This window comes from Nocardia speluncae NBRC 108251 (assembly GCF_001613245.1).
Classification (GTDB): Bacteria; Actinomycetota; Actinomycetes; order Mycobacteriales; family Mycobacteriaceae; genus Nocardia; species Nocardia speluncae.
In genome coordinates this window covers 1-24,428 of the sequence record NZ_BDBZ01000011.1, presented here as the reverse complement: position 1 = coordinate 24,428, position 24,428 = coordinate 1, and the positions used below count along the sequence as shown (strand labels likewise).

Sequence of the window (24,428 nt, the reverse complement as noted above, 5' to 3'; positions counted from 1 at the left end):
TGGATCGGATCGGCGGCGTACTTGTGCACTCGCCGGCACCGCGGTCTCGGCCACGTCAGGCCGACTTGCTGATCACGTATGCGTGCGCACCGGCCGCGTAGCGAAGGACATGCGCGACCGGCGAACCGATCCACCGAGTGCTCGCCGGTCGCCGCAGCTATCGCCGGGAAGGAACTCCGGACCACGGCGGCGGGCTCACCACTCCGGCAGCCGGCGCCGCCCGGCCAGGACGTCGCCGACCAGCGCGTCGTAGGCATCGGCCAGTTCGGCCAGGTGATGCCAGGCGCCGTGCAGGAGTTCGTCGCCGGCTTCCAGCGTCATCAACGCATGGTGCGCGCGGACAGCCGATTCCGCCAGCCGGTCGATGATCGCGCCGACGGTCTCTGTGTGCAGGGTGACCCCGAGTCGATGCTGTGGAACGTTGCGTCCCACCCAATCGTCGATCGCCAGCACCAGTTCCATACGCCGTCGCTCGATCTCGACCAGTCTGTCGGGGTCGGTGACGATCGACCCGCCGCGCCCCACCAGTCTGCGCTCGTGGAGGACGGCGAGATCGCGGGCGTACCAGAGCAGCTGCCCGCCGACCACCCGGTGCCCGCGCGCGGCTCGCACCAGTAAATCGGAGTTGGGCAGCGGACCGGCAGTCCCCTTCTGCGCCAAAGGTTCAGCGCCTCGCTGGGCGCTGGGAAGAGCCATTACGACTGTTGTATCCGAACCTGTCACGGTTGCCTCGCCGTTCATCGCCGCACAACACCGGGTCAGTACGTTGATTACAATAAACCGCGAAAGGCGACTGTCAAGCGATAACGGCCACCCCCGACACGAAAAGCGTACACTTCGTTACCTGGAGACCACCCGAGGAGCACGATGGCGGACGGTCCGACGTATCGACGGATCGCGGACCACCTCCGCGAGGAAATACGAGCAGGTAAGTGGGGACCCGGGGACCGTCTGCCCAGTCACACGGAACTCGCCGAGCAAATGCAGGTTTCGCTGACCACAGCGCGTAACGCCATCCAGGTATTGGTCACCGAAAACCTTGTCTATACGGCTACCTCCCGCGGCACGATCGTCCGTAGCCGTGAAGTCCTGGAATCCGTGGTAACCGACCACATCCGGCCGAATCGGCCGCGCGCGTCGCACGATATTTTCGAAGAGATCGCCCGCACCGCCGGGCGTGTCCCGACCAAGGAATTCAATGCCCGGATGGAGCCGGCGGATCAGCAGATCGCCGAACTGCTCGGCGTCCCGGTGGATTCCTGGGTCCTGGCCCGCACTGTCGTGCAATTCCTGGACAACGAGCCGTGGTCGTGGGAGGTGAGCTTCTATCCACGAGACCTGGCCGAGGCCACCGGGATAGATTCGCCGCACGATATCGCCGAAGGCACGACCCGGCGCCTGGCCGACCGCGGGTACGCCGAGACCGCACATCGCGATACGCTCGCCGCCCGCCCGGCGAATGCCGAGGAAGCAGCAGTCCTCGGGGTCGCCATCGGGACCGTCCTGCTGGATCATGTACGTATCGGCGCGAATCACGACCGGGTCACCCGGGTGACCCGGCATCGATCCATCGCCGCCAGTAACCGCTTCGCCTATGAACTCGGTGACACCGCAGGTACCGGCGTTATTCGTGGCGTGCTGGAACAGACCGAACGGTCCGGGATATGGTTCTAGCCCATGACCGTGCAGATTCGGCCGGCCGCTCTCGATGATCTGAATCTGATCTGTCGCCTGCGGCTCCAACGCGCCTCATGGCTCGCCGCCCGCGGATCCGATCAGTGGTCCACCGAAGCCTCGGGACTATCGATCGACTATTTCGCGCAAGCGGTCGACCGGGCGTTGACGGGTGAGGAAACCTGGATCGCGGAGGTGGGCGGCGACCCGGCCGGGACGATCACCGTCAACGACCGCGCCGACAAACAACTGTGGACCGAGATCGAACTCGCCGATTCGCTGATCGTGCACTATCTGATCGTGGACCTGCGCTTCGCGGGCCAGGGGGTCGGCCGGCAGTTGCTCACCCATGCCGCCGCCCTCACCTGGGCCCGCGGACGCCACTGGGTCCGGCTGGATGCCTGGACCACCAATTCCGACCTGCACGCCTATTACCGGCGAGCCGGGTTCCGGCTGGTCCGGGTCGCCGGGCCGGACAGCCGAAGCCCCTCCTGCGCGCTGTTCGAACGGCATATCGACAGCTGGCCGGCCGACGACACCCTGGCCGGATTGCAATCGGCAAGCTTGCGGATGCGATCGCTGGCGCGATACCCGATCGTCCTGCCGGCCGTCGGCTGACGTCTGTCCGGCCGGTCCCACGGTGCCGGCCGGACAACGACCTCCCGGATTACGGAGTAGCCGGCTCAGAGCGAATCCAGATGGGCGATATGCACCATCTCGATACCGCGACTCCGCGATACCAGCACGCCACGACCGGGCGGAAGTTTACTGGGCCGCACATCGCCGACCAGCTTGCCTTCGTCCCGGGAACCGCTCATGATCAGCGTTTCCACCGACATGTTCTTCATAGTGCCCAGGATCGGATCGTACAGCGCACGCGATACCCCACCGATACGCCGCGCGACGATGAGGTGCATACCGATATCGCGGGCCTGCGGCAGGAATTCGAGCAACGGCTGAAACGGGTTCGCGCTGCCCGTGGCGACCATATCGTAATCGTCGACCACGATGTAGATTTCGGGCCCGGACCACCAACTCCGTTCGCGTAGCTGCTGCGGCGTGATATCCGAGCCCGGAATACGTTTCGTCAGATAACCGGCGACCTCCTTGATCATCGGGCCGCAGGTCTGCGAGGACGTCGAATATCCCGCGAGCTGATCGCCTTCGATCACACCGAGCATGGTGCGGCGATAGTCGATCATGATCACCCGTGCTTGCTCGGCCGTGGAGTTCTCGGTGATCTCCTGGACGATATTGCGCAGCACTGTCGTTTTTCCGCTTTCGACATCCGCGAACGCCATGAAGTGCGGCTCGGCATTGAAATCCATGACCAGAGGCTGCAATTCGGATTCACCGAGACCGACCACGACCTTGGTGGCACTGCTCTCGATTCCCTGCCTCCGCGCCTGCTCCAGCAACTCGGTGCGCTCGAACTTCAGCGGCAGCATCCGGACCTGCGGGGCGCGGCGGTTCGGGTACAGCTGCGCCAGTTCGGTCCGCGCCCGCGTAACTCCCTCGGCGAGGCTCGCGGGATCGGAGTCGGAGTCCAGCCGCGGCAGGGCGATGAGCATATGGAGGTGATCGGCGGTCAGGCCGCGCCCCGGCCGGCCCATCGGCACCTGGTGCGCGACGCGGCGCCCCATCTCCGAATCGGTGGGATCGCCGAGGCGTAATTCGATCCGGGTACCGATCTGGTCCTTCACCACCGGCCGGATCTCGGCCCACCGTGATGCACCGATCAGTAGGTGGATACCGAACGAAAGACCCTGCCCGGCAATCGCATACATCTGCGGCTCGAGCGATTCGAACTCCTCCCGGATGGCAGCCCAGCCGTCGACCACCAAGAAGACGTCACCGAACGGGTCCTCGGGGAACGGATCGGCTATCCCCTGTTGCAGGGCGGCGAACTTACGCCGGCGATACTCGGCCATCGATTCGATACCTTGCTCGGCGAACCGCTCCTCACGCTGCCGCATGAGCGAGGTGAGCTCGGCGATGGTCCGGCGGACCCGGTCGCCGTCGAGACGGCCGGCCACCGAACCGACATGCGGAGTCCCGGCCAGGCCCGCCATACTGCCGCCGCCGAAATCCAGGCAGTAGACCTGCACCTGTTCGGGGGTGTGGGTAGCGGCAGTGGCCATGATGATCGCGCGCAAAGTGGTCGACTTACCCGATTGCGGGCCGCCGACCACCGCCACATTGCCCTGGGCGCCGGCCAGGTTGATGGTGAGCACATCGCGACGCTGCTCGTACGGCTTGTCGATCACGCCGATCGGCATCCACAACTGGCCGTGCCGGTTCACCGGCGAGCGCCAATCGGGGTCGGGCAGCAACATATCCACGGTGGGCGATTCCTCCAGCGGCGGCAGCCAGACCTCGTGGGCGGGCCGGCCGTGGCCGGTGAGCCGCTTGACCACCACGTCGAGGAGCGAATCCGGGACGCCCTCACTGTCCGGGACTGTCGCGGCCTGCGACGGCGGTGGCGGCAGTTCGAGCAGCGGATTGAACGGGGCTCTGCTTTCCTCCGGCTCGGTGCTCCCGGCGCCGGCCGTTTCCGGCACCTCGACCGGCGCGGCGGTGAACAAACCGGGGCGCTGCCGGGCTACCGGGCTACCGTCCTCGGTGGTGGCGGTGCCCTGCGGCGCCTCGTACGGGCCCGATACATAGCTGGCGTTGAACCGCAGAGGATCGGAAGCGTCGCTTTTCAGGTACCCGGAGCCGGGGACACTGGGCAGGTGATAGGCGTCGGTGATGCCGAGAACCGCACGGGATTCGTTGGCGGAGAAGGTCCGCAGACCGATCCGGTAGGACAGATGCGATTCCAGCCCGCGTAGTTTGTTCTCCTCGAGCCGCTGCGAAGCCAGCAGTAGATGCACGTGCAGCGAGCGGCCGAGCCGGCCGATCATCACGAAAAGCTCGGCGAAATCCGGCTTCTGGGAGAGGAGTTCGGAGAACTCGTCGACCACGACGAACAACGCCGGCAGCGGGTCCAGTGGGACGCCCGCAGCGCGCGCCTTCTCGTAGTCGTTGACATTGGCATAGTTACCCGCCGAACGCAGCAGTTCCTGACGCCGGTTCATCTCGCCGGCCAGCGCGTCCTTCATCCGGTCCACCAACGACAGTTCGTCTTCCAGGTTGGTGATCACCGCTGCGACATGAGGGAGCGGATCCAGGCCGAGGAAGGTCGCGCCGCCCTTGAAGTCGACCAGTACGAGGTTCAGCGCGTCCGGCGAATGGGTGGCCACCAACGAAAGCACCAGGGTGCGCAGAAATTCCGACTTTCCCGAGCCGGTGGCACCGATACACAGGCCGTGCGGGCCCATACCGTTCTCGGCCGACTCTTTGATATCGATCTCCACCGGCGTCCCGTCGGGGGTGATCCCGATCGGCACCCGCAACCGTTCGCGCGCGGTGCGCGGTCGCCAGACCCGGGCCGCATCGATCTGGGCGGCATCGGAGATCTTCAACAGCGCCATCAGGCCGGGGTCGGCAGTGGTGCCCTCACCCAAGCTCACGATCTGAGCGGCGGTCGCCAGACGGTACCGCGCGAGTGCCCGTGAAAATGCCGCTGCTTCGGCGGTACTCATCGAATCCGCGGTCGCGAACCGCTCGACACCCGCGGCGCTCTTCGCCGACACCTCACCCTGCGCACAGACAAGTTGCAGACCGCGCCGCACGGCCAGGCCTCCTTCCGGGGCAGTGAGGTCGAGAACGGTCACCGAGTCCAGGCCCGATTCGGCCACCAGCCGCTCGTTACCGCTGACATAACCGTCGTCGATGACGACGACCAGATGCAGCCGGCCCTGAGTGGGTTGTGGATTGCGCATGAACCGGCCGCGCTCGAGCAGCTCCGCCGCGAGCGCGGTCTCCAATTCGCCGAGCGACTGGTACATCATCCGCACCGAACCCATCCCGTCGCGCTGTACGGGATGTTGCAGATGTGGCAACCATTTCGCCCACGACCAGACAGTTGCGTCGGGATCGCTGCAGACGATCGCGACGGCCAGATGATCCGGACCGTGGAAAGCGGCCAACTCCATGATCATCGAGCGCACCAGGGTGCGCGCCTCCGCCGGATCACCACCGATGTTGACGGCAGGAAAGGCGCGCAGCGATACCGCGGTCGGCAGCCGATGCACCACCGAATGCGTGCGCACGAACCGGCGCAGCGCCACGGTCGAGACGGGCTCCAGATCTTCGAGCGGGCCGGTTTCCGGACGGGCCAGTTTGGTGGCCAGCCGGTGACTGCCCAGACCGACGCGGACATGCCCGAAATCGGGGTCGTTGGGACGGCGCTCCCACATCCGGCGGGTTCCGACCAGCGACCTCAGATCGGCGGGTTCGGGATGGCTCCAGCCGAGCGATTCGAGCTGTTTACCGCCGGTGCGGCGCACTTCCTTACGGATCTGGTCCAGATAGCGGAAGTAGTCCTTACGTTCCTCGTTCAGTTCGACCGCGCGTTTACCGCCGCCGCCCCGGAACCCGGCCATCATGCCCACCATCGACATGATCATCATCATCGGAAACATCATCATGAAGGGATTGGCCAGCATATTGCGACCCATCATCGCCATCATGGCGATCATGCCGATCACCGCGATAACCATGACCACCGGCATGATCTTCATCAGCAGCGGGGCCGGTATGGCGCGCGGGACCTCCGGGGGCGCCGTCAATGCGACCTCACCTCCCGGTGCCCGCGGCGGAGCGATACGGGGTCGGCGTACAAAGCCTTCGGTAGCCATGATTCCTTCTCGATTCGGCAGCCGGCGGTCGATACCGACCCGTGGTTACGGGTCCGGTTCCAGGTCGAGGACGCGTTGCGGGCGACGGAACGGGTAGGCGAGCGCCGCACCGATGGCCAGCGCGGACAGGCACACCACCGATCCGGCGATCGCTATCCAGCGCTGCCGCGAATCGGGTCCAGCGGGATGGACCGGCGCGGCAATCGGCCGGGCGGCCGCCGCGCCCACCCCGATCGGTTCGGGCGGCAGTTCGGCGGTGAGCGCGGCCAGCGGGTCGATCAGGCCGTGCCCGATCTTGTCGTCGCGGCCGGTGCCCGGGCCGTGTGCGGTGCGGGCGATCCGGTCCATCACCTGCGCGGCGGTGAGGTCGGGAAACCGCGAGCGCACCAGCGCCGCGAGGCCCGCGACATAAGGCGCAGCGAAACTCGTGCCCTCCACCGACCGGATACCCTCGCTCGTCTGCACGCCGTCTACCAGACCGGTGGCACCGGGTTTGCTGTCCAGCGAGACGATATTGCGGCCGATCGCGGCGACCTGCACCCACGGTCCGTTCAGCGACAGCTCGGAGACCTGGCCGTTCGGGTCCACCGAACCGACGGCGAGCACATGAGGCGAGAACCAGGCCGGGCTGGCCACCGTGGCCACCGATTCCCAGCCGGAGCCGGAGTTCTGGTTCTGGCAGGCACCGTCGCTCTGCAGGTTCCCGGCCGCGGCGACGACCACCACGTTGCGGTCGTAGGCGTATTTCACCGCGGCGCCGAGCGCACCGTCGGCGGTGTTCAGGCCCGCCCGGGTGCAGGCGACCTCGGAAATATTGATCACCGTGGCACCCATGTCCACGGCTCGGACCACCGCGCCGGCGAGAGTGAGCACGGTGCCGTAGCCGGCGGTGCTGATCTTGCCGGGAGCATCGCGGTCGTTGTTGTCCTTCTTCTCGTACGCCAAGCTCAGCTGGCGGATACTCAGGATCTCCGCGTCGGGGGCGACGCCGGCGAACGCGTCGTGGGGGCTGGGCTGGGCGGCGATGATTCCGGCGACCAGCGTGCCGTGCCCATCGCAATCCACCGTGCCGTCGGTATCGGAGACGTAATCGCCGCCCGGTTGCAACCGCGGCAGCCGCGGATGCCGGTTCACTCCGGTATCGATCACCGCGACCTTCTGGCCCGCGCCGCGGCTGAACTGCCAGGCCGCCGGAAGATTCAGCACCTGCTGCGATACCGGTGCCGCACTGGGCGGTGCACTGGTGAGCACCGGCTCGGCACACACCGCGCTCTGTTCGGTGGGTTCCAGTGGGGCGGGCCGGCCGCTGATCGCCTGCGCGGCGGCCAGGGCACCCGGGTCGACGGCCGGTGGCGGCACGGCCACCGCCACCGAGCCGGGCAGCGCCACCGCACCGAATACAGTGAGGGCAGCGATGATTCGCAGCATCCGTCGCGGTGGTCGAAAACTCATAGGCTCAGGTTCCGGGCCATACCGTAGATACCCATCATCCACAGCACCAGCGGGATCACCGCCATGATCAGTGCGTATTCGAAGAGCTCTATCCCCCGGCGGACCACCGGGGTGACCTCGATATGCGGACCGATCACACCGAAACCGACCACCCCGAGAGTGAAGGCGAGCAGGATACCGGCGCCGAGCAGGATGAGATCGCCGTCCCCGAACGACAATCCGGCGATCAACGCCACGAAGGTCACACAGGCGCCGCCGATCAGCACGGCGGCCTGGGCGATATCGGCGAACGACCGGCCGCGCAACGCCAGGATGATCGCGGTGACGATCGCCAGGGTGATGCCCTGCCAACGGTAGGGCCCCAGCGGGTCGGCGACCGCGAACGCGCCGACCACCGTGGTGGCGGTACAGGTGGCGACGAGACCGGTCTGGAACTGATTCGCCCGGCGGGCCCGCTCCCCGAGCCCCGCCGCGGACGGCAAGGCGGTGGCGCCGATCGCACCGATTCCTTCGATGGTCGGCCGCGGTTCGTGATCGGCCGGATCGATCGCCGCGCCCGCTGTCGGTACCGGCGGGACAGGCAACCTGGCCAGCAGCGCCGCCAGCCGCGGCACCATGGACAGGATCATGATGCCGGCGACCAATAGTCCGGCACCCACCTTCGGCAGGCCCGGATGCCAGATGAGATAGATCACGGCGGTGACCAGGCCTATCACCGCGGTGGCCGCCGCGCAGGAGAAGAGGGTGGCGCCTACCCCGGTCAGCCGATACCCCAGCACTGCCGCCACCAGCAGAACCGAACTACCCAGCAGCAGGTGAGGGCTGCCCGGGGTCCCCGGGACCATCAGCCCGGCACCGCCGAACAACAGCAGCAGTCCGTCGGCGGACAACCACGTGCCGGTGACCTCGTCGCTGTATCTGCGTGCGGTGATCCCCGCCGCAACCAGCGCTCCCAGCCCGGCGCCGAGCAGCACCAGCCCAGGCGCCAGCGGATCACCGGCACCGCGGGAAAAAACCAGCACGGCCAGGGTGGTGAGCACGGCGAGCACCGAAACGACCAGGCCCATCCAGCGGGCCGCCGCGCCCGACCATCCGGTGAATTCCTCGGCAGTGAGCCGGGATACCGCATCGATCACATCATCGAACAGCGCGGGCGCTTCCTTCGCGCCGACCTTGCGCAGCACCAGGAGTTCACCGTCGTAGATCTCTGCCTCGGTGAGGGTACGACTCGGTGCGATCGCCTCACGTCCCAGCCGCGCCAGGGTCCAATGCTGGGCGTCGAGTGGACCCGCATCGTCCTCGGAATCGGAACGACTCGGGTTGCGCGATTCGATCAGCGCCACAAGATCCGCGATGAAGCTCGCGATCGGGACCGTCGCGGGCAGCCCCACGTCGACCTGGGTGTTTCCGCCGATAACCGAAACTCGGCTCAGCTCCGGCTCTTGCGTGCGGGCGGTGCTCGGCGTTTCGACCACTGTACTCATATCCCCACCCACGTTCCGGCAAACAATTCACGGTTCGGCCGTCGACAGTTCATTATCCCGCCATCCACATTTCGTTCTCCGGTGCTGCCGCGATGCGGAACAGGTTCTGTATCAGTATCTTCCGCAATGTCGAGCACTCCCACCTGGATGGCCTGGCGTTGCCTCCTCCCGGCAACTGAACCCAATGTATCGAAGCACCCGGGCGCGCGCGATCGGTAGTCTGGTATCCAGATAATCTTTCTCTTTACGCCTAGACAAGAATTCGGGGAGCGCCTGCAATGACCGGCAACCGCCAAGCTCAACGCGCATTCGACGCCGGGGTTCTGTCGCTGGGATTGTCCGTCGAGGGGCAGGAGTCCGCCCGCGACCTCGAATACGCCAAGCTGGCGTTCCAGCGCGCCACCGAATGGGATCCCGGTATGTGCGATGCCTGGCTGGGCCGGGCGGCCGCCGGTGAACTCACCAAGGATGTGCTGTTCAACCTGCAGAAGACCTGTGACAGCACGCTGTACCGGGAACAGCGCCGGGTGGGTCTGCGGCCACGTGAACTGGCGGGCCGCTTCCAGCCCGGTCTCTACATCGACTACCCGCTGTCGAGCCGCACCGAGATCTCCCTCGCCTGGGCGGCGCAGCTCATGGCGGACAAAGACTTCGACGAGGCCGCGCGCGCCCTGGACCAGCTGGACGAATACCGCAAGAGCCAGCTGGGCGAAACCGAACGTGAAGCCGACAACCGGATCGCCGCGTATGTACGCGCGGTGCTGCACTACACCACGCAGCGCTGGCCGGACGTGATGACCGTCCTCGCAGGCTCGGCGGAATGGGACGACCCCTACCTGGCCGCGGGCGCACATGTGATGGTCGGAACGGCCTGTGCCCAACTGGGTTTGTTCGCCGAATCGATCCGGCGGATGCAGGCCGCCGAACAAGGCCCGATCCCCGCCGCCCGCTCCACCGCGATGTTCTGCCGCGGCTTGTGCCTGCGCGAAACCGGTAACGAGGGCGAGGCCCAGGCCCTGTTCGAGAAGGTGTACTCACAGGCACCGGATTTCGAAGCCAACGCTTCGGCCATGCGCGATCGCACCTTCCGGATCACCGTCACCAGCCGCGATGTGATCGCCGCCCGCACCGATAAATGGGATCCGGCCTCCTCGCCCACGATGGAGCAGATGAACCGGGCCGAAGTGCAGGATCGGGCCAAGGAGGCGCTGGCGCAGGCACGGGCGGAACTGGATTCACAGATCGGCCTGGCATCGGTGAAAACCCAGGTCGCCAAGCTTCAATCGACCGCGCAGCTGGCCAAGATCCGCGCCGAGAAGGGGATGGCCAGTGTGCCCCGCGGCCAGCATCTGGCCTTCACCGGGCCACCCGGCACCGGTAAGACCACCATCGCCCGGGTGGTGGCGAAGATCTACTGCGGTCTCGGTCTACTGCAGACCGAGAAAATGGTGGAGGCCAAACGCGCGGATTTCGTCGGCGAGCATCTGGGCAGCACGGCGATCAAGACCAACAAGCTGATCGACGGCGCGATGGACGGTGTGCTGTTCGTCGACGAGGCCTACACTCTCATCCAAACAGGTCTGTCCGGTGGTGACGCGTTCGGCCGCGAAGCGGTGGACACGCTGCTCGCGCGGATGGAGAACGACCGGGATCGCCTGATCGTCATCATCGCGGGCTACGACGGCGAGATCGACCGGCTGCTCGCCGCCAACGACGGTCTGGCCTCCCGTTTCGCCAAACGCCTGCAGTTCCCGTCCTACAACGCGACCGAACTCGGCCGGATCGGCGAGGTCATCGCGACGAAGCGCGATTCGGACCTCTCCGAGGAAGCACTGAAGGTGCTCATCCAGGCCTGCGACCGGCTCTATGCGATGGAAAGCACCGATCAGAGCGGACAGCCGCGCCGCGGTGTGGACCTCGCGGGTAACGGCCGGTTCATCCGCAATGTGGTCGAGGCGGCCGAGGAAGAACGTGAGTTCCGGCTCGCCAACGACGAGTCTCTGGACCTCACCGATATCGACGAAGCGGTGCTGCGGCGAATCGAGGAACCGGATATGCGGCTGGCGCTGGCAACGATCCTGGACTCGCTGGGTATCGGCGGAACCGCCGACGTTTGATGCGCTGGAGCGCGAGGCGCAGGCAGGAAACCGGCCCGGCGCGGTGGCGATCGGTACGAGAGCGCGTCGGGTAGACCTCGGCCCGTTGAACGGGACGAGCGCCGGCCGCGGTCAGCCCTCCGTCAGTGAATCGTGGCTGACCAGCGCCTCGCGTGGGTCCAGGGTGGGGCCGGGCACGAGCCGGCCGATAATCGCCCACGGCGCCAGGTGCGGGGTGTTGCCCAGGCCGAGGACGCCGGCGGTGGCGGGATCGGGTACGCCGTAGCGGATTCCGTTGTCGGCGACGTAGAACAGGCTGCCGCGCCGCGGGCTGCCCGGTTCCATACCGGTGATCTGGACGTATTCGCCGTATGCGGGTTCGACATAGACCGCGTCCACCCGGTCGCCGCTGCCGTCCGAGGTGGCCAGCCGGACCGGTTCGGCCGAGTCCGGAATCGGCAGTTCGGTGCCGATCAGCAGCCCTACTGCGGCTCGCTCTCCCGGGCCGTCTCCGGCGCCTTCGTCCGCCGGCGCCGTTCCCGGTGATTTGGACCAGGCGATACAGGTCACCGGTCCGTCCGCGGCCGCGACTATCTCCGGAACCTCGTCCGGAAAATCCGCCAGGGGCAACCGCTGCACCACCGGGATCTCGTCCAGGATATCGGGGGGCAGCACCGGGACCTCGCTCATCCCTTGCGAATCGGCGTAGCGGATCACCTCTGCGGCGAAGGGCGAGACCGGCTGTACACCGTCTGCGAGCACGACATACATTTCCGGGCGGACCGCACCGCCGGCACCTGCGACGGAAATGATCCCGCCGACCGGTACTTCGGCCAGCCGTCCCGGCCCCGGCTCACCGGGGCGGTCGATAACCGGCGCCTTCAACGGGGCTACCTGCGTGGTGGCGCCCAGAAAACCCGTACCGACCGGTCGCGGCCGGTGGGCCGATAGGTCGAGCGTGCGGGCGACGACCGAATCGTCCGGGTCGATTTCGGCGCGTTTTCCGTCGTAGATCAGGTAGGTCTTGGCGTCGCGGGTCACGAGCAGGGCTTCGGCCGGGGTGGCGGCACGGATCCGGTCGGTGAGGTCGGGGGCGCCCCCGACAATCGTGGTGGCCGCGCCGGCAGCTGCTGCTGCGCTACCGCCCGCGGACAACTCGATACTCTCGCACAGCGACCAGTGGGAATCGCCGCCCTGCGCCGAGCCCGGGAGCGCAGCCGGGGCGCCGGGTATCCCGAGTAGCGGGCCGCGTGGCAGGTCACCCAGTTTGTCGTCCTTGACCGCATGCGGTTCGGCGTTGCTGCCGGTGATCAACCGCGCCGAGGCCAGATTGAGCGCAGGGTGCAGGGTCCGGCTGCCGTCTTCCTTCGCAACCACCACATACAGCGCCCCGCTGGACTTGCCGGAGACGATCAACGCATCACCGATCGCACCCTGCGGACGCAGGAAGGCCAGAATGGCCGCACCTGCGGTGACGAGGATACCGAGCACCAGACCGACCAGCAGCGAACGGATCTGGGACCGCATGGGATCGTGCAGCATCCGCACATCGCGGCGAACCAGGGCATGGTCGAGACGGCGCAGCAGGAAACGGTACCCGTTCACCTGGGCACGGGTAGTGAGCTGTGCTGGCACTCGGGACTCCATCGCGCTGTCGGCCGCAATCTCTTTCGACACGGTACCGTACTTCCTGACGGTTACGTCGGCCGATATCGGTGGAATCGTCGCTGGCGCAATGTAAGCGAATGCGGCCGAGGCAGGAACGAACAACTGTGAACAAGACGATGAACAGCGGAGAACTCCGCTCCGAAATTCCGGGACCGACGGTTTCTATGGATTCGGTAAATATTCACCGGTCGGCTTATGACACTTTGCGAGACCCGGAATTCTGGTTGTTCCGCATATTTCCACTTCGAATTGTTGTTCCCGGCGTGCTGGGTGCAGCAGCGATTGCCTGGGTTGTCCTTGCGGTCGGCAATTCGGTCTGGTATTCGCTCGGTGCCGGGATCGCCGCCGGGCTCATCGGCCTCGCCCCGTTCGGTGGCAGGACCCTGATCGCCCGAATCGGCAGAGGACTCACGCGGCGCGGGCGTATCCCGGCCGAGCGGCTGGAACAGGCCGCTGCCTTCGATGTACCGCTGCCCGAGGGCGGCGGTTACGGGGTGCGCTGGGACGGCGACCTGCTGCTGACCATGTTGCGGATCGATCCCCCGCCGGACACGCTGACTCTGCTGCGGCCGGGATCCCTCAATACCGAGCAACTGCTGCCGCTCCCCGAAATCGCACGCTGCCTCGATCAATTCGATTTGACCCTGGCCGGTATCGATGTGGTGAGCACCGGCGCGCGGACCGCGGGCACCGGTATCGCCGCTCATCTGTACGACCGGATCCTCGGGCCGCTGCCGGCTATCGCCCACCGCACCTGCTGGCTGGTGCTGCGGTTGGATCCGCTGGCCAATGCCGAGGCCGTGGACAATCGCGGGGGCGGCGGCGCCGGTGCCCTGCGTGCGGCCATCATCGCGACCCGGCGGGTGGCGAACCGGCTGGCGGCCCACGATATCGCCGCCTCCGTGCTCACCGCGACCGAAATGAACACCGCGGTCCGCGACCTCACCCACGGTTTCGCGGTGGACCAGCTCACCGAATCACCGAAATGGCTGGAGTCCCTGGGGCGGCATCTGGCGCAGTACCAGATCGGCGCCGATATGGTGGGACCGCGGGGGCTGGCCGATATCTGGGCGGTGCCCAGCCTGTCGACCACCGTGACGCTGCGGCTGCGACCCGGCATCAACCGCAACGATCCGCATACCGAACTGGCGGATACGGTGGTACTCAACGCAGTGGTCCGTTTCGATACGGTCGTACCGCCCGAGGAACCTCCACTGGAGGGTCTACGCGAACTCTACGGAAACCAGCTGCGGATTCTTCTCGATACGCTGCCGGTCGGCTACACCGGGCGCTGGGGACGTGAGGTGGCCTACCGCGGCACCCTCGCCGCGTTGACCGAATTCACCGTGCCCACCGCGGGTTGCGGGCAGCTCATCGGTGCCGACGACCGGGGGCAGGGTATCGCCGTACCGCTGATCGGCGAGGGCACCCGCCGGCTCGAGGTTATCGGCACCCTGGACCTCGCGCAGCAGGTGATCCTGCGCGCCACCGGGCTGGGCGCGCACGCCATCGTGCACACCGCCCGGCCCGAGGCCTGGCAGACGATGGTTCGTAACCTCGACACTCCGCAGATCCTCACAATCGCGCCGCGCGCCGCGGGTGCCAGCTATCACCCGCCGGGCCCACCCCCGTTGCCGACGGCTCCCTACCCGAGCACCACCGTGCTCGTATTCGACGGTGTTCCACCGGTTTCCCATGCCGGCGGCGCGACCATCGTGCATGTGCGGCATCCGCACGAGCCGCCGGGTTCGGCCGAGGCGGATGTTTCTCTCATCCAAGACCCTGCGACCCCGAACCGCGTCACGGTGCGCACCCCCGCGGTGACGACCACGGTGAATATGGTGACAACCCGCGAGGAAATGCACTACATCGGGGAATCACTCGCCGCCCGCTGACCTCCGGTACACGAAACGGCCGGCTGGATCCTCATCCGATCCAGCCGGCCGCGTCGGCGCCGGCATGCTCAGAACGCGGCGAACCCGTCGCCGATCTTCCCGTCGGTCTCGATGGCCCGCTGTAGCGAGTTCTCTACCTGGGTACCCAGTTTGTCCAGCTTCACCAGGGTGTCACTCAGTTCTTCCTGGAGCTTCTTGTGCGCGGCATCGAAACCGGCGATCGCCTGGTCACCGGACAGGCTGGCACGGAACGCAACCGCCGAATCGTCCAACTCCTCGATCTGCTTGTGCATATCGGAGCCATATGTGCGCATATCATCCACCAGCGCGTTGATACCGGCGGAACCGTACTTGATCGTCATTTGTCCAGACCCTTCTGTTCAGCGTTGTTCGGAAATCAGGCCAAGCCCTGGCTATCGGCTTCCACGATCGCGCCCTTGCCGGCGTTCACGGCCGCCGTGAGCTCGTCGAGTTTGCCGTTCAACCGGCTGACCTCGTCGTCCCATTCCGTGGCGACCTTCTCGAACTGCACGCGCGCATCGCCTTCCCAGGAGCTCTTGGAGCCCTGGACGGAATCGTTGATCTTGTTCAGGGAGGTACGCAGCGTGGTGATCGCGTCCTCCATCCGGGTCACGACATTGTCGACACCTGCTTCATCGGCACCGAAGGTGCCCGAGCCGGAATCGAGATTGGTCAAGCTCATGACAGAACCTTTCGTCAAGGGTGTGACTGCCGTGATCACGCCGACCACGGCACTTGTTCCGGTGCGAAACCCCAGGGCACAACCCTGGACTCACGCCGCCGCCCGCAAATCACCTGTCGAAGGGACGGCGCGTTATCACCCGGGGAGTTACGGTGTCGGCCACCTCCCCCCGGGCAGCCCCTCGAGCAATGTGGTGATCGCCTGCATCACCCGATGATCACTGCCCGTTGTGACTGTCGACCAGACCTGTTGATCCGGCGAGACCATGGGGGCAGCCGCGATCCGGCCGCGTGCAGTGTCGTACACCGCAACAGCGCCCGGGGCGCGCGCGGTGCGCCCTTCGCCGTGGCTGTAGGCCACGATTTCGGTGAAGCCCCGGCAGGAGGCGAACGCCGCGGCGAGCACCGTGGCGTCGCGGTCTCCCACGCCCAGGGCGTAGATGGTATCGGCGAAATCGCCGGTGTCTTCGGCGGTATCGAGGCGGCCGGCCAGTTCATCGGCCGGTGCGCTGAACCCCGCGACATCGGCCGGCGCGGCCGGGCCCAGCGCGGCGAGTAGCGGGCGGGCCAGTGCCTCCGGGGAACCGTCACACCACATCGTGGTGATCTCGAAAGTGTCGCCGTCGCGCGCCGCCAGGGCGTGTTGTTCGCCGCGACGGGCCAAGCAGAGCCGCAGCCTGCGGTCTTCGGCGAATCCGCGGGCCACCAGCTCGCGGTCCGGTTGTGCCAGTACGAACAATGCCTGCGCCGTTTCGGGATCCACGTCGCCTTCGGCGTCGAAGACCCCTGCCGCGGTGAGCTCGTCGACGGCCCGGTCGCGCGCCGCGCGCCATTCTTCGTACGAGTCCTGCTGCGGTCCGACGGCGAGGACCTGGGGCAGAGTCTGGATACCGAGCCGTTCGGCAACCACCAGCAGCGCATCGTTGGTCAGCGTCGTCACGAGGTACCTCCGGCTCGGGTTTCCGGCGCGGGAGCAGGCGGTTCAACGCCACCGAGTACCGCTGGTGCGGCGCGGAGTTCGTTCTCGGCACCGAGGTGATCCCCCGCGTCACCGGAGAGTCCGGCGCGTGGGAAACGGGACGCTTCCGGAGCCGAACCGGCCGCGGCCGATGATGCGCCGGGGGCGAGCGGGCCGGCCTGTGAGGAAGCCCCGGAACTGGTGAGCGGTGTGGATTGTGGGACCGCATCCGGAGTGGTCGCCGATTGTGCGTAGATCGGAGCGCTGTAAGCGGCGGGCACCCGCGGCACGGCGGCCGGGATCCGCACGGACCCGATACCCGTCGCCCCCACCGGCAAACCGCCCCGGACAGCCGGTGGGGCGATGGCGGATTCCGCCGTGGCCACGGCGTGCTCGGCGGCCAGCGCGGTCTCCGGCGCGATCACCGGCGGTGCGGCCTGCTGCCAGGGTTGCGCGAGCGGTTCGGTGGCCTTCTCATAGTTCTCCATGACCCGGGAGGCCACGGCCTTCGCCATATCGGAATCGTGGTCGGACTCGGCGGCCACGGCCTTGATCGGCGCTCCGAGCATTCCACCGATCGATTCCAGCATGCGCTGGACCTGCTGGATCCGTTCGATATCGGCGGTATGCGGCATCGTCAGCCGGGCCACTTCGTAGGCGGCGACCTGCGCCTGGAACCGGGCCGCATTCGCCGCCGCGGCGGCCGCGGCCTCCACCAGCCAGTCCCGCAGTGTCGAAATACGCTGCAACACCTCGCTACTGCGGCCCGATCCCCAGGCGCCGCGCATATCGATGACGGCCTTCTCGTATTCCACCACCGCCGCACCGAAGGAAGCAGCCAGGCGTGTCCACGCCTGGACGGCCTCGGCCATCGGCACGGCCCCCGGCCCGGTGGTCAGTTCACGGGCCAGCCGATCCGCTGGGCGCGCGGGCCACACCACACCGGTGAAACCGGGCTGCGGTGGTTCGATCATCGCTGGGGAATACCCTTCGCTCGTCGGCACTGCGGAACCGATCAGGACGTGGGACCGCCGAGAGCCCCGGCATTATCGGTTTCCATCCCGTTGATACGGGCAGTGCTCAGCCTCAGCGTGGCAGCCAATTTGCGCATTTCCTGCACACTGGCCTGAGCATTGGTCAGATACGACGTCGCGACATCGTTGTGGGTCTGCGACGCCCAGCCCGAAACCTCATCCGAGCCCGCGGGAACCACGGTCAGCGCATCCTGGACAGCCGCCAGATCGGCGGCGAGCCGATCGGCCAGCGCATCCAGGCCCGACGACGCTTTCCCGGCCGCGGCCGGGTCGAATCTGACGCCGTCGTAGACCTCACCCATCGCGTTCTCCATGAGACCCTCCTGTATGTCCTGGTTGCCGGTTCGCATCAGAGCGTGAGTTCCTTGTCCGGCGGGGGTTCCGAGGTCGATTCCGCGGCGCCGACCACCGGCACCGCGATACCTTCGATCGGCCCGACCACCTCGTCACCGTGTTCGGCCGAGACCGCACCGCGCGCCGAACCCTCGGTTACCGATTCGCCGTCGCGCGCCATCCCCGCGGCACCCGTACCCGCCCCCATGGGCATATAGCCCGGGCTGTTACCGCCGCCGGAACTCGTTCCCGCGGGAGCTGCCGCGGACGACATACCCGCGACCGAACCCGTCGACGTCGCACCCAGCGTGGCGACGGGACCGAGCGGACCGGGCGCCGCCACCTTGGATCCGGGGAAAGCACCGAGTGGAGCGGGTGCGGCGCCCAGTCCACCGGCACCGAGCCCTCCCGCGGAGCCCAGGGCACGCGAAGAACCGGGCTTTTCGGTATCCGACGCACCGGGCTCACCGTTGCCGGGCTCACCACCCAGCGGTTTCGGGGCGGACAGTGCAGTGTTCGCGGGTGCCAGTTTGCCCAGCGCCTGCGCGGCCTGGCTCGCTGAGCTGATCAGCGGCGTGACCATACCGATCATCTGCATCAGCTGATCCATCTGCCGGCTCGGATCGACCCCCGTCGGCACGTTGGTGATCTTCACCTTCTCGCCGGTCTGCGTCAGTCCGGCGCCTTCGACGCCGAGCTCGGTTTTGGTCTTGACGGTGATGGCCAACGCCTCGGCCGCCGCCTCGATCGCCGAGGCCACCAGGTAGGCAGCACCGCCACCGGACGTCGCGTAGAGCGGGGCGAGCGCCAGTTTCGCGGAGAACGCACCGATCACCACGGCCATTTCCCCGCGGCCGATCGCGACGCTGGCCGCGCCCTTGGCGAGATGCAGTTTCTCCCCGGTGCTCTGCGCCTCGAGCTTCGCGGCATCGGTCTGCGCCTGCCCCGCCTTCTCCGCAGCCTCCATAGCCCCCATCCCCTGCCACAGGCTCATCGCCGTCTGCAACGCAGAGGCACCGACCTGCATCACGGTCTGCATCACTGTCGACACCTGCGAAAGCAGCTGCGTCGGATCCACCCCCGGCGGCGGGGCCGGCGCGGCCGCCGGATCGCCTTCGGCGGGCGCCTGCGGTGCGCGAGCCGGTGCCGCAGCGCCCAGCTGCCCGGAGCCGAAGGCGGCCGCCAGATCGGTGAGCGGTCGCATGAGTGCACTCAGGTCGAGCATCGGCAGCGGCGGCAGCTCCGGCAGGCCGGGCAGGTGACCGAACGCCGGCAGCTCCGGCAGGTTCGGCAGGCCCATGCTGCCGAGGATGTCGTTCACCGGCATATCGAGCATGGGTGCCAGCGCGCTGCCCCGAAGCAACTCCAGGATGGTCGGGTCCATGGGATCCGCGCCGGCCGGCGGCTGGGCGCCCGGGAGCGGGGCCGCTCCTGGAGTGCTCATGATCCGGGATTCACCGCGCCGATATTCGCCGCACTACCGGCGTCGGTGAGCTCGTAGCTCGCGGCAGCCTGATGCGCCGTGAGTGCGGTACCGGCGTGCACCGCGGCGAGTTCGGCGACCGAGGACAGATGGTTGGCCTGCGCGTAGGCGAACGCGATCAGGAATTCCTGGCCGATGAGCCCGAACGCCGGTACCGCGAACCCGACCGTCGCCGCCTGGTCGACACCGGCGGTCGTGGCGATTCCGGCGGCCATGGCCGCGGATTCGCTACCGTACAGGCGAACCGCATCCGGTACAACATGCACATTGTTCATTTCTGTTGTCCAATCCCGAAACATCCCACAATGTTTCGTCGTCAACGGTACCCAGCGGGCACCCCCGGCCGGGACCGCCGACCGGTTAACAATCGGTGACTACCTCGTGCTTTCCGAATTGAAGGTGTCGATCAGCGCGGCCTTCTCCGCGATTGCCCGCGCGGCGGCCGCCCGCGCGGTCTCGACCAGCGTCTTCTCGAAATCTTCCGGGCTCAGTCTGTTGATCCCACCGGTGAAGTTCAGCCCAACGGGGGTGGCGTTGCCGTCCACCTCCACCGTTACCGAACCGTCCGGTGAAGTCTCGCTGACCACGATCCGACCCATTGCTTCCTGTAGATCGGTCAGCCGATAAACCTGCTGCTGAACCCGGGTGATGAGTTCGTCCATTGTTTCGACCATGACAACCCCTCGAAATCCTTTCCGAACTCAGACAGAACGGAGCCAGCTCTCCGTTTCGGTCTCGTACTCCTGCTCCTGCACCAACTCCTCGCGCGCGACTTGGTCCTCGGTCGGCAGGCCCGCCAGTTTCAGCATGCCGCTGGTGAAACCCAATTCCTGCAACTGTTTACGACGCACGAGGCCCGCCCGAGCCGCGGACTTCCTGCACAACCGCAGGATCTCACCGGCCAATGCCTCGGGGTCCCGGCGGAGCTCGCCGGGTTCGACGGATACCCCTACGGGCAAGCCTGTTTCGGTGGTCCGGATCCGAACGGAACCGGTGCGTGAATGGGCGGTGAACTCGGTGGGGAACTCGAGGCTCCCCGGACTGTCCACGCTCATCGTCCTCCTCCTGTGTCGATGGTGGCGCCTCCGGTGCCGCGGGGCCGAGGCCCCGGTACCCCTGGAACCTCATTCCATCTCGCGCGGCTGCTACCCGGCCGGAGTGCCGGCCAATCCCGGGTCGCGGCCACGAGAAGTATGGATCGCGCAGGTGAACCGGGGGTTACCAACCAGTATGGCAAGTGGAAGGTATCCGTGCATACTCGAATAGCGAGACACCACGGAAAACGCTTGCCACCACTGGGAACAGATAACGCACCCAGTTCTCGGGCTCCGGATATACGCTGGCGCAGTCCAATCCCGGGACTCCCACCCCCGGACCCCACAACTGAACATCACAACCCGTACCGGCCCGCCACGCGGCGGCACTATCCGGCTCGGTTCGGCCTGCGCTACTTGCTGAAAAGCTCGGCAGATATCGCATACCCACAGATCCCTCCTACCCGCCTGCGTCTGCGCCCCCGCAGTCCGGCACATCGATCGGCGTGACTCGTCTGGGGTTTATCGCCCGGACACGCCTCTGTTAACAGTGTGCCGAAGATTCGGGCAGCTGAAAACCTCGTGGCACAGATCTACGGCAATCTCCGGATGCGCGGTACGGACCCCGCCGAAACGCACCACACCGTAGCCACGGATCTACCCGGATCCGGATCCCCGGGCCGATAACCTGTTCCGAATGTACGAACGGACAGGAGATCCGCAATGCAGCGTATCGACCTGAACTCCGACGCCGGCACGATCGGCCACGATCTACGGCTGGAATATTGCGGCGAGCCGTTCACCGGCGAGGTTGTCGAGGAACTCGCACCGGGACAGCTGCTCTCCCAGGAGTTCTATGTCGACGGCCTCCCACACGGCAGCGTCCGGGAGTGGTGGCCCGACGGCCGGCTGAAGTCCGAGGGCGAGAACTATCGAGGCAGGCCGTGCGGGGTTCTGCGCCGTTGGCACCCGGACGGGCGCCCGGCAGATGCGGTTCTCTTCGACGGCAACGGAGCACTGCTGACGACCCGTGAATGGGGATGAGCGAACCGCAACTGTATGTGACCTGACCGCAACTACGACCGCTCAGCCTCCTGCGGAGTCCAGGCCTACGCGTTCGTCCTTTATCGCACGCACAATACGTGCGATGCGCACATCGATTTCGGCGGACATTCGGCGTCGATCCGCGCCCGCTGCGACAGGGGGGTCGCGGTCGTCGATCAGATACCGGCCGTCATCTGCAGCATCTCGCCATCTCAGCCGATACCGCGTCGTCCCGCGTGGACCGAAAACAGAACGCGCCTGAATGATGTCGATCGCCCCCACCGCGGTGGTCGGCTCGGAAAGGAAGTGGGCCGCCCGATCGGCCGCGGATACATCGAAGGAGTCCTGAACCTTCGAAAGCCCGTAACCGTAGTCCAGGTTCCTACCCGGCGCGAGGTCGGCGGGCAATGGAATATCGGCGCGGCGCCCCGGTTCCACCTCGGGTAGCGCCTGAGCGACCATACTGCCGAGCTCCACTGCGGGGCACTCGGTCACCACGAATCCTCGGCTGTGATAGACAGTCTCGCCCGGAAGTTGAGTCACCAGGAACCCCCGTCCGCCCCGGCGAGTCGCCAGGATTCGAACGTTGCCGGCCACACGGGTGTAATCCGCACCGTCCCAGCCGAGTACTTCGATCCGGATATCGGGACGGTACAGAGCCGTCAGCACCTCGTCGAATGCCGGGTCCAGTCGCTGTTGCAGGGATTCCCGCGCATGGTTGCGTTCCCGCTCGAACTCACTCAGTTTCGCGATCCGGCTCGTGAAACACAGGGGACGCGGCAGACACACTTCCCCCAAATCGGTCCACAGCAAGTCGAACTCGAGATCGGTGAACTTCCACCTGTTCACTGATCTACCACCGGCTTCGCCACGACGGACGGGTCACCGATTCCCTCTTCGAGCCACTCGGTGGAGTCCAGATAGTCGGCACGCTTGTGGTCCTTCTGCTGGCCGCCGCCCTGGGCACCACCACCACCGGCGCCGCCGCCCATCGGCATACCACCCATCGGCGCACCCGAGCCGGCCGGTCCAGCCGCAACCCCCGTCACCGCGCCGGTGGCCGTGGCCGCGAGCGAAGCCCGCGGAAACAGCTTGGCCGCCTTCTCGACATTCGGCGCCGGAGGCGCCTTCGGCGCGCCACCGGGTGCGCCCGAACTGCCACCGGCTCCGCTACCGCCGAGACCGGCGGGCAATTTACCCACCTTCTGCAACGCAGATTGATAGTTCTTCACCGCATCCTGCAATGCGGGCATACCGGGCAACCCGGTGATCCCGGCCTGCTGCAACGCCTGCTGCGCGGCCGTGGAGAGTTGCTGCCCCATCTGGCCGAGCTGCTGCAAACCCTGCTGAGCGGCCTGGAGCATGGGTTGCGTACCCGGCTGTCCGCCGAGTGCCTGCTGCTGCTGTTCGAGCGCGGCCTGCTGCAGTTGCGCGTGGTCTTCCAGCTGCTGCTGGGCAGCCATCAACTGGGCACGTTCCTGGTCGATCTGCTGTAGCGCTGCCTGCTGCTGGGCCTGTGCGGCAGGCATACCGCCGCCGCCTCGATCACCGCCACCGCCGCCACCCCCGTCGCCACTTCCTCCGTCACCATTCCCGCCGTCCCCGTTCGATCCGGGCAGGTCGGCAGGATCCACTGTCGGCGAGGGGAGGATGGGGATAGCCGAGTTGGTGTAACCCAGCCCCTTGACGTACCAGCTTTCGAAGCCCCTCCGGTGCCAGAGGAACAGGCAATCTCCCTCGTCGTCGGGTCCCATCCCTTCCCGATCGACGTACTCACCGTGCGGCATGTACTTCTTCGTTTCGGATAGCCATCCGGACGTATACGCCATGTTCTGTCCGAGCACGAGCATGCTCTCGGTCAGTGCGGTGGCCTGAGTTCGATAGGTATCCGCAGCCCCGATCGCGCCGTCGATGCCGTCACCTTCCCACGACCCGTCGATCCGCAACCGCGACAGACGGTTCGTGAGATCTCCGAAAGCCTCGTCCAGTTGCTCGCTCATCCACTTCCAGTACACGCCGTCCGTGGCGACCTTGGAAGAATCGAGGCCGGGTTTGAACGAAACGAAATCCGGTTCCATCAAGTGGCTCGGTGTTTCCACATCGATGGGCGTGGTGTCCCGGCCTTCTTTCGCGCCGGCGAACTCCTCCATCTTGGAGAATTCGCCTGAATCGCTCGCCTCTTCCGGTTTCTGAAGACCACCGCCACCACCGAAATACGGAGTGTCCGCGGGGCTCGAGTCAGGTGGTGTGGGTGCAGTGCCCGGCTGTTTGTCCTCACGCAACTGCCGGAACTCCTCGTCGGAGGCGGAGTCGGATTCCTCATAGGTCTTATCGGCGACAATGAATGTCTCACCCATCGCGTTCAAGATCTCCAGGAAACGGCCGAGGATATCCTCGAGGTCACCGGCCGCCTTCGCGAACTTCGATTGCAGCAGATAACTGGACTCGAAGTTCCCGAAGCCCGAAGGATTCTGGACATCCGGCGCATACCCCTTGACCAGTTCGACGGCATTGGCCGCCGCGGCCGCGAACCCTGCTGCCTCCCGCGCCGCACCGCTGTCCACCTTCAGTGTGCCGTTACGTGCTTGTTCGGTCAGACCCGTCCACGGGTTGTTCGTTTCGGGTTCGGGGGCCATCGATCACACTCCTGCCAACTCGCCTACGACGGCGTACCGATGTATCGGCCGACCCGGTGCCGAGACAACCTTTCGCACCACAACCCTCCCGAGTCGCCGCTGTCACCGACAGCCCGAAATGCCACGACCATCCCAGCCGCACCTTAAGACGCGCGGACCGCTCACTTAATGGGACCTGAATACTTCGCTC

21 protein-coding genes are annotated in these 24,428 nt (G+C 66.5%); 5 read left to right on the top strand and 16 right to left on the bottom strand.

The annotated features are described in order from the left end of the window. Nucleotides 1–195: 195 nt before the first annotated feature. A complete protein-coding gene (locus tag NS6_RS13205; RefSeq protein ID WP_068041123.1) occupies nt 196–696 on the bottom strand; it encodes a DUF4254 domain-containing protein in 501 nt (166 codons plus the stop codon). Between the two features lie 171 nt (nt 697–867). Here NS6_RS13205 and NS6_RS13200 point away from each other — a divergent pair, with 171 nt between their 5' ends. Together NS6_RS13200 and NS6_RS13195 are read left to right on the top strand one after the other, a co-directional pair. Beyond that, nucleotides 868–1,674 (top strand): GntR family transcriptional regulator, encoded by an 807-nt coding sequence (locus NS6_RS13200; RefSeq protein ID WP_068041121.1) that lies wholly within the window; start codon nt 868–870, stop codon nt 1,672–1,674. Between the two features lie 3 nt (nt 1,675–1,677). Continuing rightward, nucleotides 1,678–2,292: a GNAT family N-acetyltransferase gene (locus NS6_RS13195; protein WP_068041119.1), complete on the top strand. Its 615-nt coding sequence runs from the start codon at nt 1,678–1,680 to the stop codon at nt 2,290–2,292. A gap of 65 nt (nt 2,293–2,357) precedes the next feature. On the opposite strand, the gene eccCa is transcribed toward NS6_RS13195, so the two are convergent. Genes eccCa through eccD form a run of 3 tightly spaced genes read right to left on the bottom strand, consistent with a single transcriptional unit; the run spans nt 2,358 to nt 9,355 of the window. Next, on the bottom strand, nt 2,358–6,419 hold the full coding sequence (gene eccCa, locus NS6_RS13190) for a type VII secretion protein EccCa (protein WP_068041117.1): 4,062 nt from the start codon (nt 6,417–6,419) through the stop codon (nt 2,358–2,360). Between the two features lie 45 nt (nt 6,420–6,464). Then, nucleotides 6,465–7,871, bottom strand: a complete 1,407-nt coding sequence (gene mycP / locus NS6_RS13185) for a type VII secretion-associated serine protease mycosin (protein ID WP_068041110.1) — start codon at nt 7,869–7,871, stop codon at nt 6,465–6,467. After that, nucleotides 7,868–9,355, bottom strand: a complete 1,488-nt coding sequence (gene eccD / locus NS6_RS13180; protein WP_068041108.1) for a type VII secretion integral membrane protein EccD — start codon at nt 9,353–9,355, stop codon at nt 7,868–7,870. The genes mycP and eccD overlap by 4 nt, the downstream gene beginning before the upstream one ends. 278 nt (nt 9,356–9,633) lie before the next feature. On the opposite strand from eccD, the gene eccA reads away from it, so the two are divergent. Continuing rightward, nucleotides 9,634–11,472 (top strand): type VII secretion AAA-ATPase EccA, encoded by a 1,839-nt coding sequence (gene eccA, locus NS6_RS13175; RefSeq protein ID WP_068041106.1) that lies wholly within the window; start codon nt 9,634–9,636, stop codon nt 11,470–11,472. Between the two features lie 111 nt (nt 11,473–11,583). On the opposite strand, the gene eccB is transcribed toward eccA, so the two are convergent. Continuing rightward, nucleotides 11,584–13,086 carry a type VII secretion protein EccB gene (gene eccB, locus NS6_RS13170; protein WP_068041149.1) on the bottom strand — a complete coding sequence of 501 codons (1,503 nt, stop codon included), beginning with the start codon at nt 13,084–13,086 and terminating at the stop codon, nt 11,584–11,586. Nucleotides 13,087–13,382: 296 nt separating this feature from the next. On the opposite strand from eccB, the gene eccE reads away from it, so the two are divergent. After that, complete coding sequence (gene eccE, locus NS6_RS13165; protein WP_245669315.1) at nt 13,383–15,014, top strand: type VII secretion protein EccE; 1,632 nt, start codon at nt 13,383–13,385, stop codon at nt 15,012–15,014. 68 nt (nt 15,015–15,082) lie between these two features. On the opposite strand, the gene NS6_RS13160 is transcribed toward eccE, so the two are convergent. The 9 genes from NS6_RS13160 to NS6_RS13120 form a co-directional block, all read right to left on the bottom strand. Then, on the bottom strand, nt 15,083–15,376 hold the full coding sequence (locus NS6_RS13160) for a type VII secretion protein EsxR (protein WP_068041105.1): 294 nt from the start codon (nt 15,374–15,376) through the stop codon (nt 15,083–15,085). 35 nt (nt 15,377–15,411) lie between these two features. Further along, nucleotides 15,412–15,717 carry a WXG100 family type VII secretion target gene (locus NS6_RS13155; protein ID WP_068041137.1) on the bottom strand — a complete coding sequence of 102 codons (306 nt, stop codon included), beginning with the start codon at nt 15,715–15,717 and terminating at the stop codon, nt 15,412–15,414. Nucleotides 15,718–15,864: 147 nt separating this feature from the next. Further along, complete coding sequence (locus NS6_RS13150; RefSeq protein WP_068041103.1) at nt 15,865–16,656, bottom strand: ESX secretion-associated protein EspG; 792 nt, start codon at nt 16,654–16,656, stop codon at nt 15,865–15,867. After that, complete coding sequence (locus tag NS6_RS13145; RefSeq protein ID WP_068041101.1) at nt 16,653–17,648, bottom strand: PPE domain-containing protein; 996 nt, start codon at nt 17,646–17,648, stop codon at nt 16,653–16,655. The genes NS6_RS13150 and NS6_RS13145 overlap by 4 nt, the downstream gene beginning before the upstream one ends. A 41-nt stretch (nt 17,649–17,689) precedes the next feature. Then, entirely contained in the window at nt 17,690–18,058 is a 369-nt protein-coding gene (locus NS6_RS13140) for a PE domain-containing protein (RefSeq protein WP_245669313.1), read from the bottom strand. Next, nucleotides 18,058–19,485, bottom strand: coding sequence for a hypothetical protein (locus NS6_RS13135; RefSeq protein WP_068041096.1), 1,428 nt, complete (start codon nt 19,483–19,485; stop codon nt 18,058–18,060). Before NS6_RS13135 ends, NS6_RS13140 begins: the two co-directional genes overlap by 1 nt. Continuing rightward, entirely contained in the window at nt 19,482–19,799 is a 318-nt protein-coding gene (locus tag NS6_RS13130; RefSeq protein ID WP_068041094.1) for a type VII secretion target, read from the bottom strand. Before NS6_RS13130 ends, NS6_RS13135 begins: the two co-directional genes overlap by 4 nt. A gap of 99 nt (nt 19,800–19,898) precedes the next feature. After that, complete coding sequence (locus tag NS6_RS13125; protein ID WP_084471017.1) at nt 19,899–20,198, bottom strand: YbaB/EbfC family nucleoid-associated protein; 300 nt, start codon at nt 20,196–20,198, stop codon at nt 19,899–19,901. Between the two features lie 27 nt (nt 20,199–20,225). Further along, the gene (locus tag NS6_RS13120; RefSeq protein ID WP_068041092.1) at nt 20,226–20,579 is read right to left on the bottom strand and encodes a hypothetical protein; all 354 of its coding nucleotides are present in this window, start codon (nt 20,577–20,579) and stop codon (nt 20,226–20,228) included. 702 nt (nt 20,580–21,281) lie between these two features. On the opposite strand from NS6_RS13120, the gene NS6_RS13115 reads away from it, so the two are divergent. After that, the gene (locus NS6_RS13115; RefSeq protein WP_068041090.1) at nt 21,282–21,602 is read left to right on the top strand and encodes a toxin-antitoxin system YwqK family antitoxin; all 321 of its coding nucleotides are present in this window, start codon (nt 21,282–21,284) and stop codon (nt 21,600–21,602) included. Between the two features lie 42 nt (nt 21,603–21,644). Here the strand turns inward: NS6_RS13115 and NS6_RS13110 are convergent, their stop codons facing one another. Further along, nucleotides 21,645–22,451, bottom strand: coding sequence for an ESX secretion-associated protein EspG (locus tag NS6_RS13110; protein WP_068041089.1), 807 nt, complete (start codon nt 22,449–22,451; stop codon nt 21,645–21,647). Further along, on the bottom strand, nt 22,448–24,238 hold the full coding sequence (locus tag NS6_RS13105) for a hypothetical protein (protein WP_068041086.1): 1,791 nt from the start codon (nt 24,236–24,238) through the stop codon (nt 22,448–22,450). The genes NS6_RS13110 and NS6_RS13105 overlap by 4 nt, the downstream gene beginning before the upstream one ends. Nucleotides 24,239–24,428 lie beyond the last annotated feature (190 nt).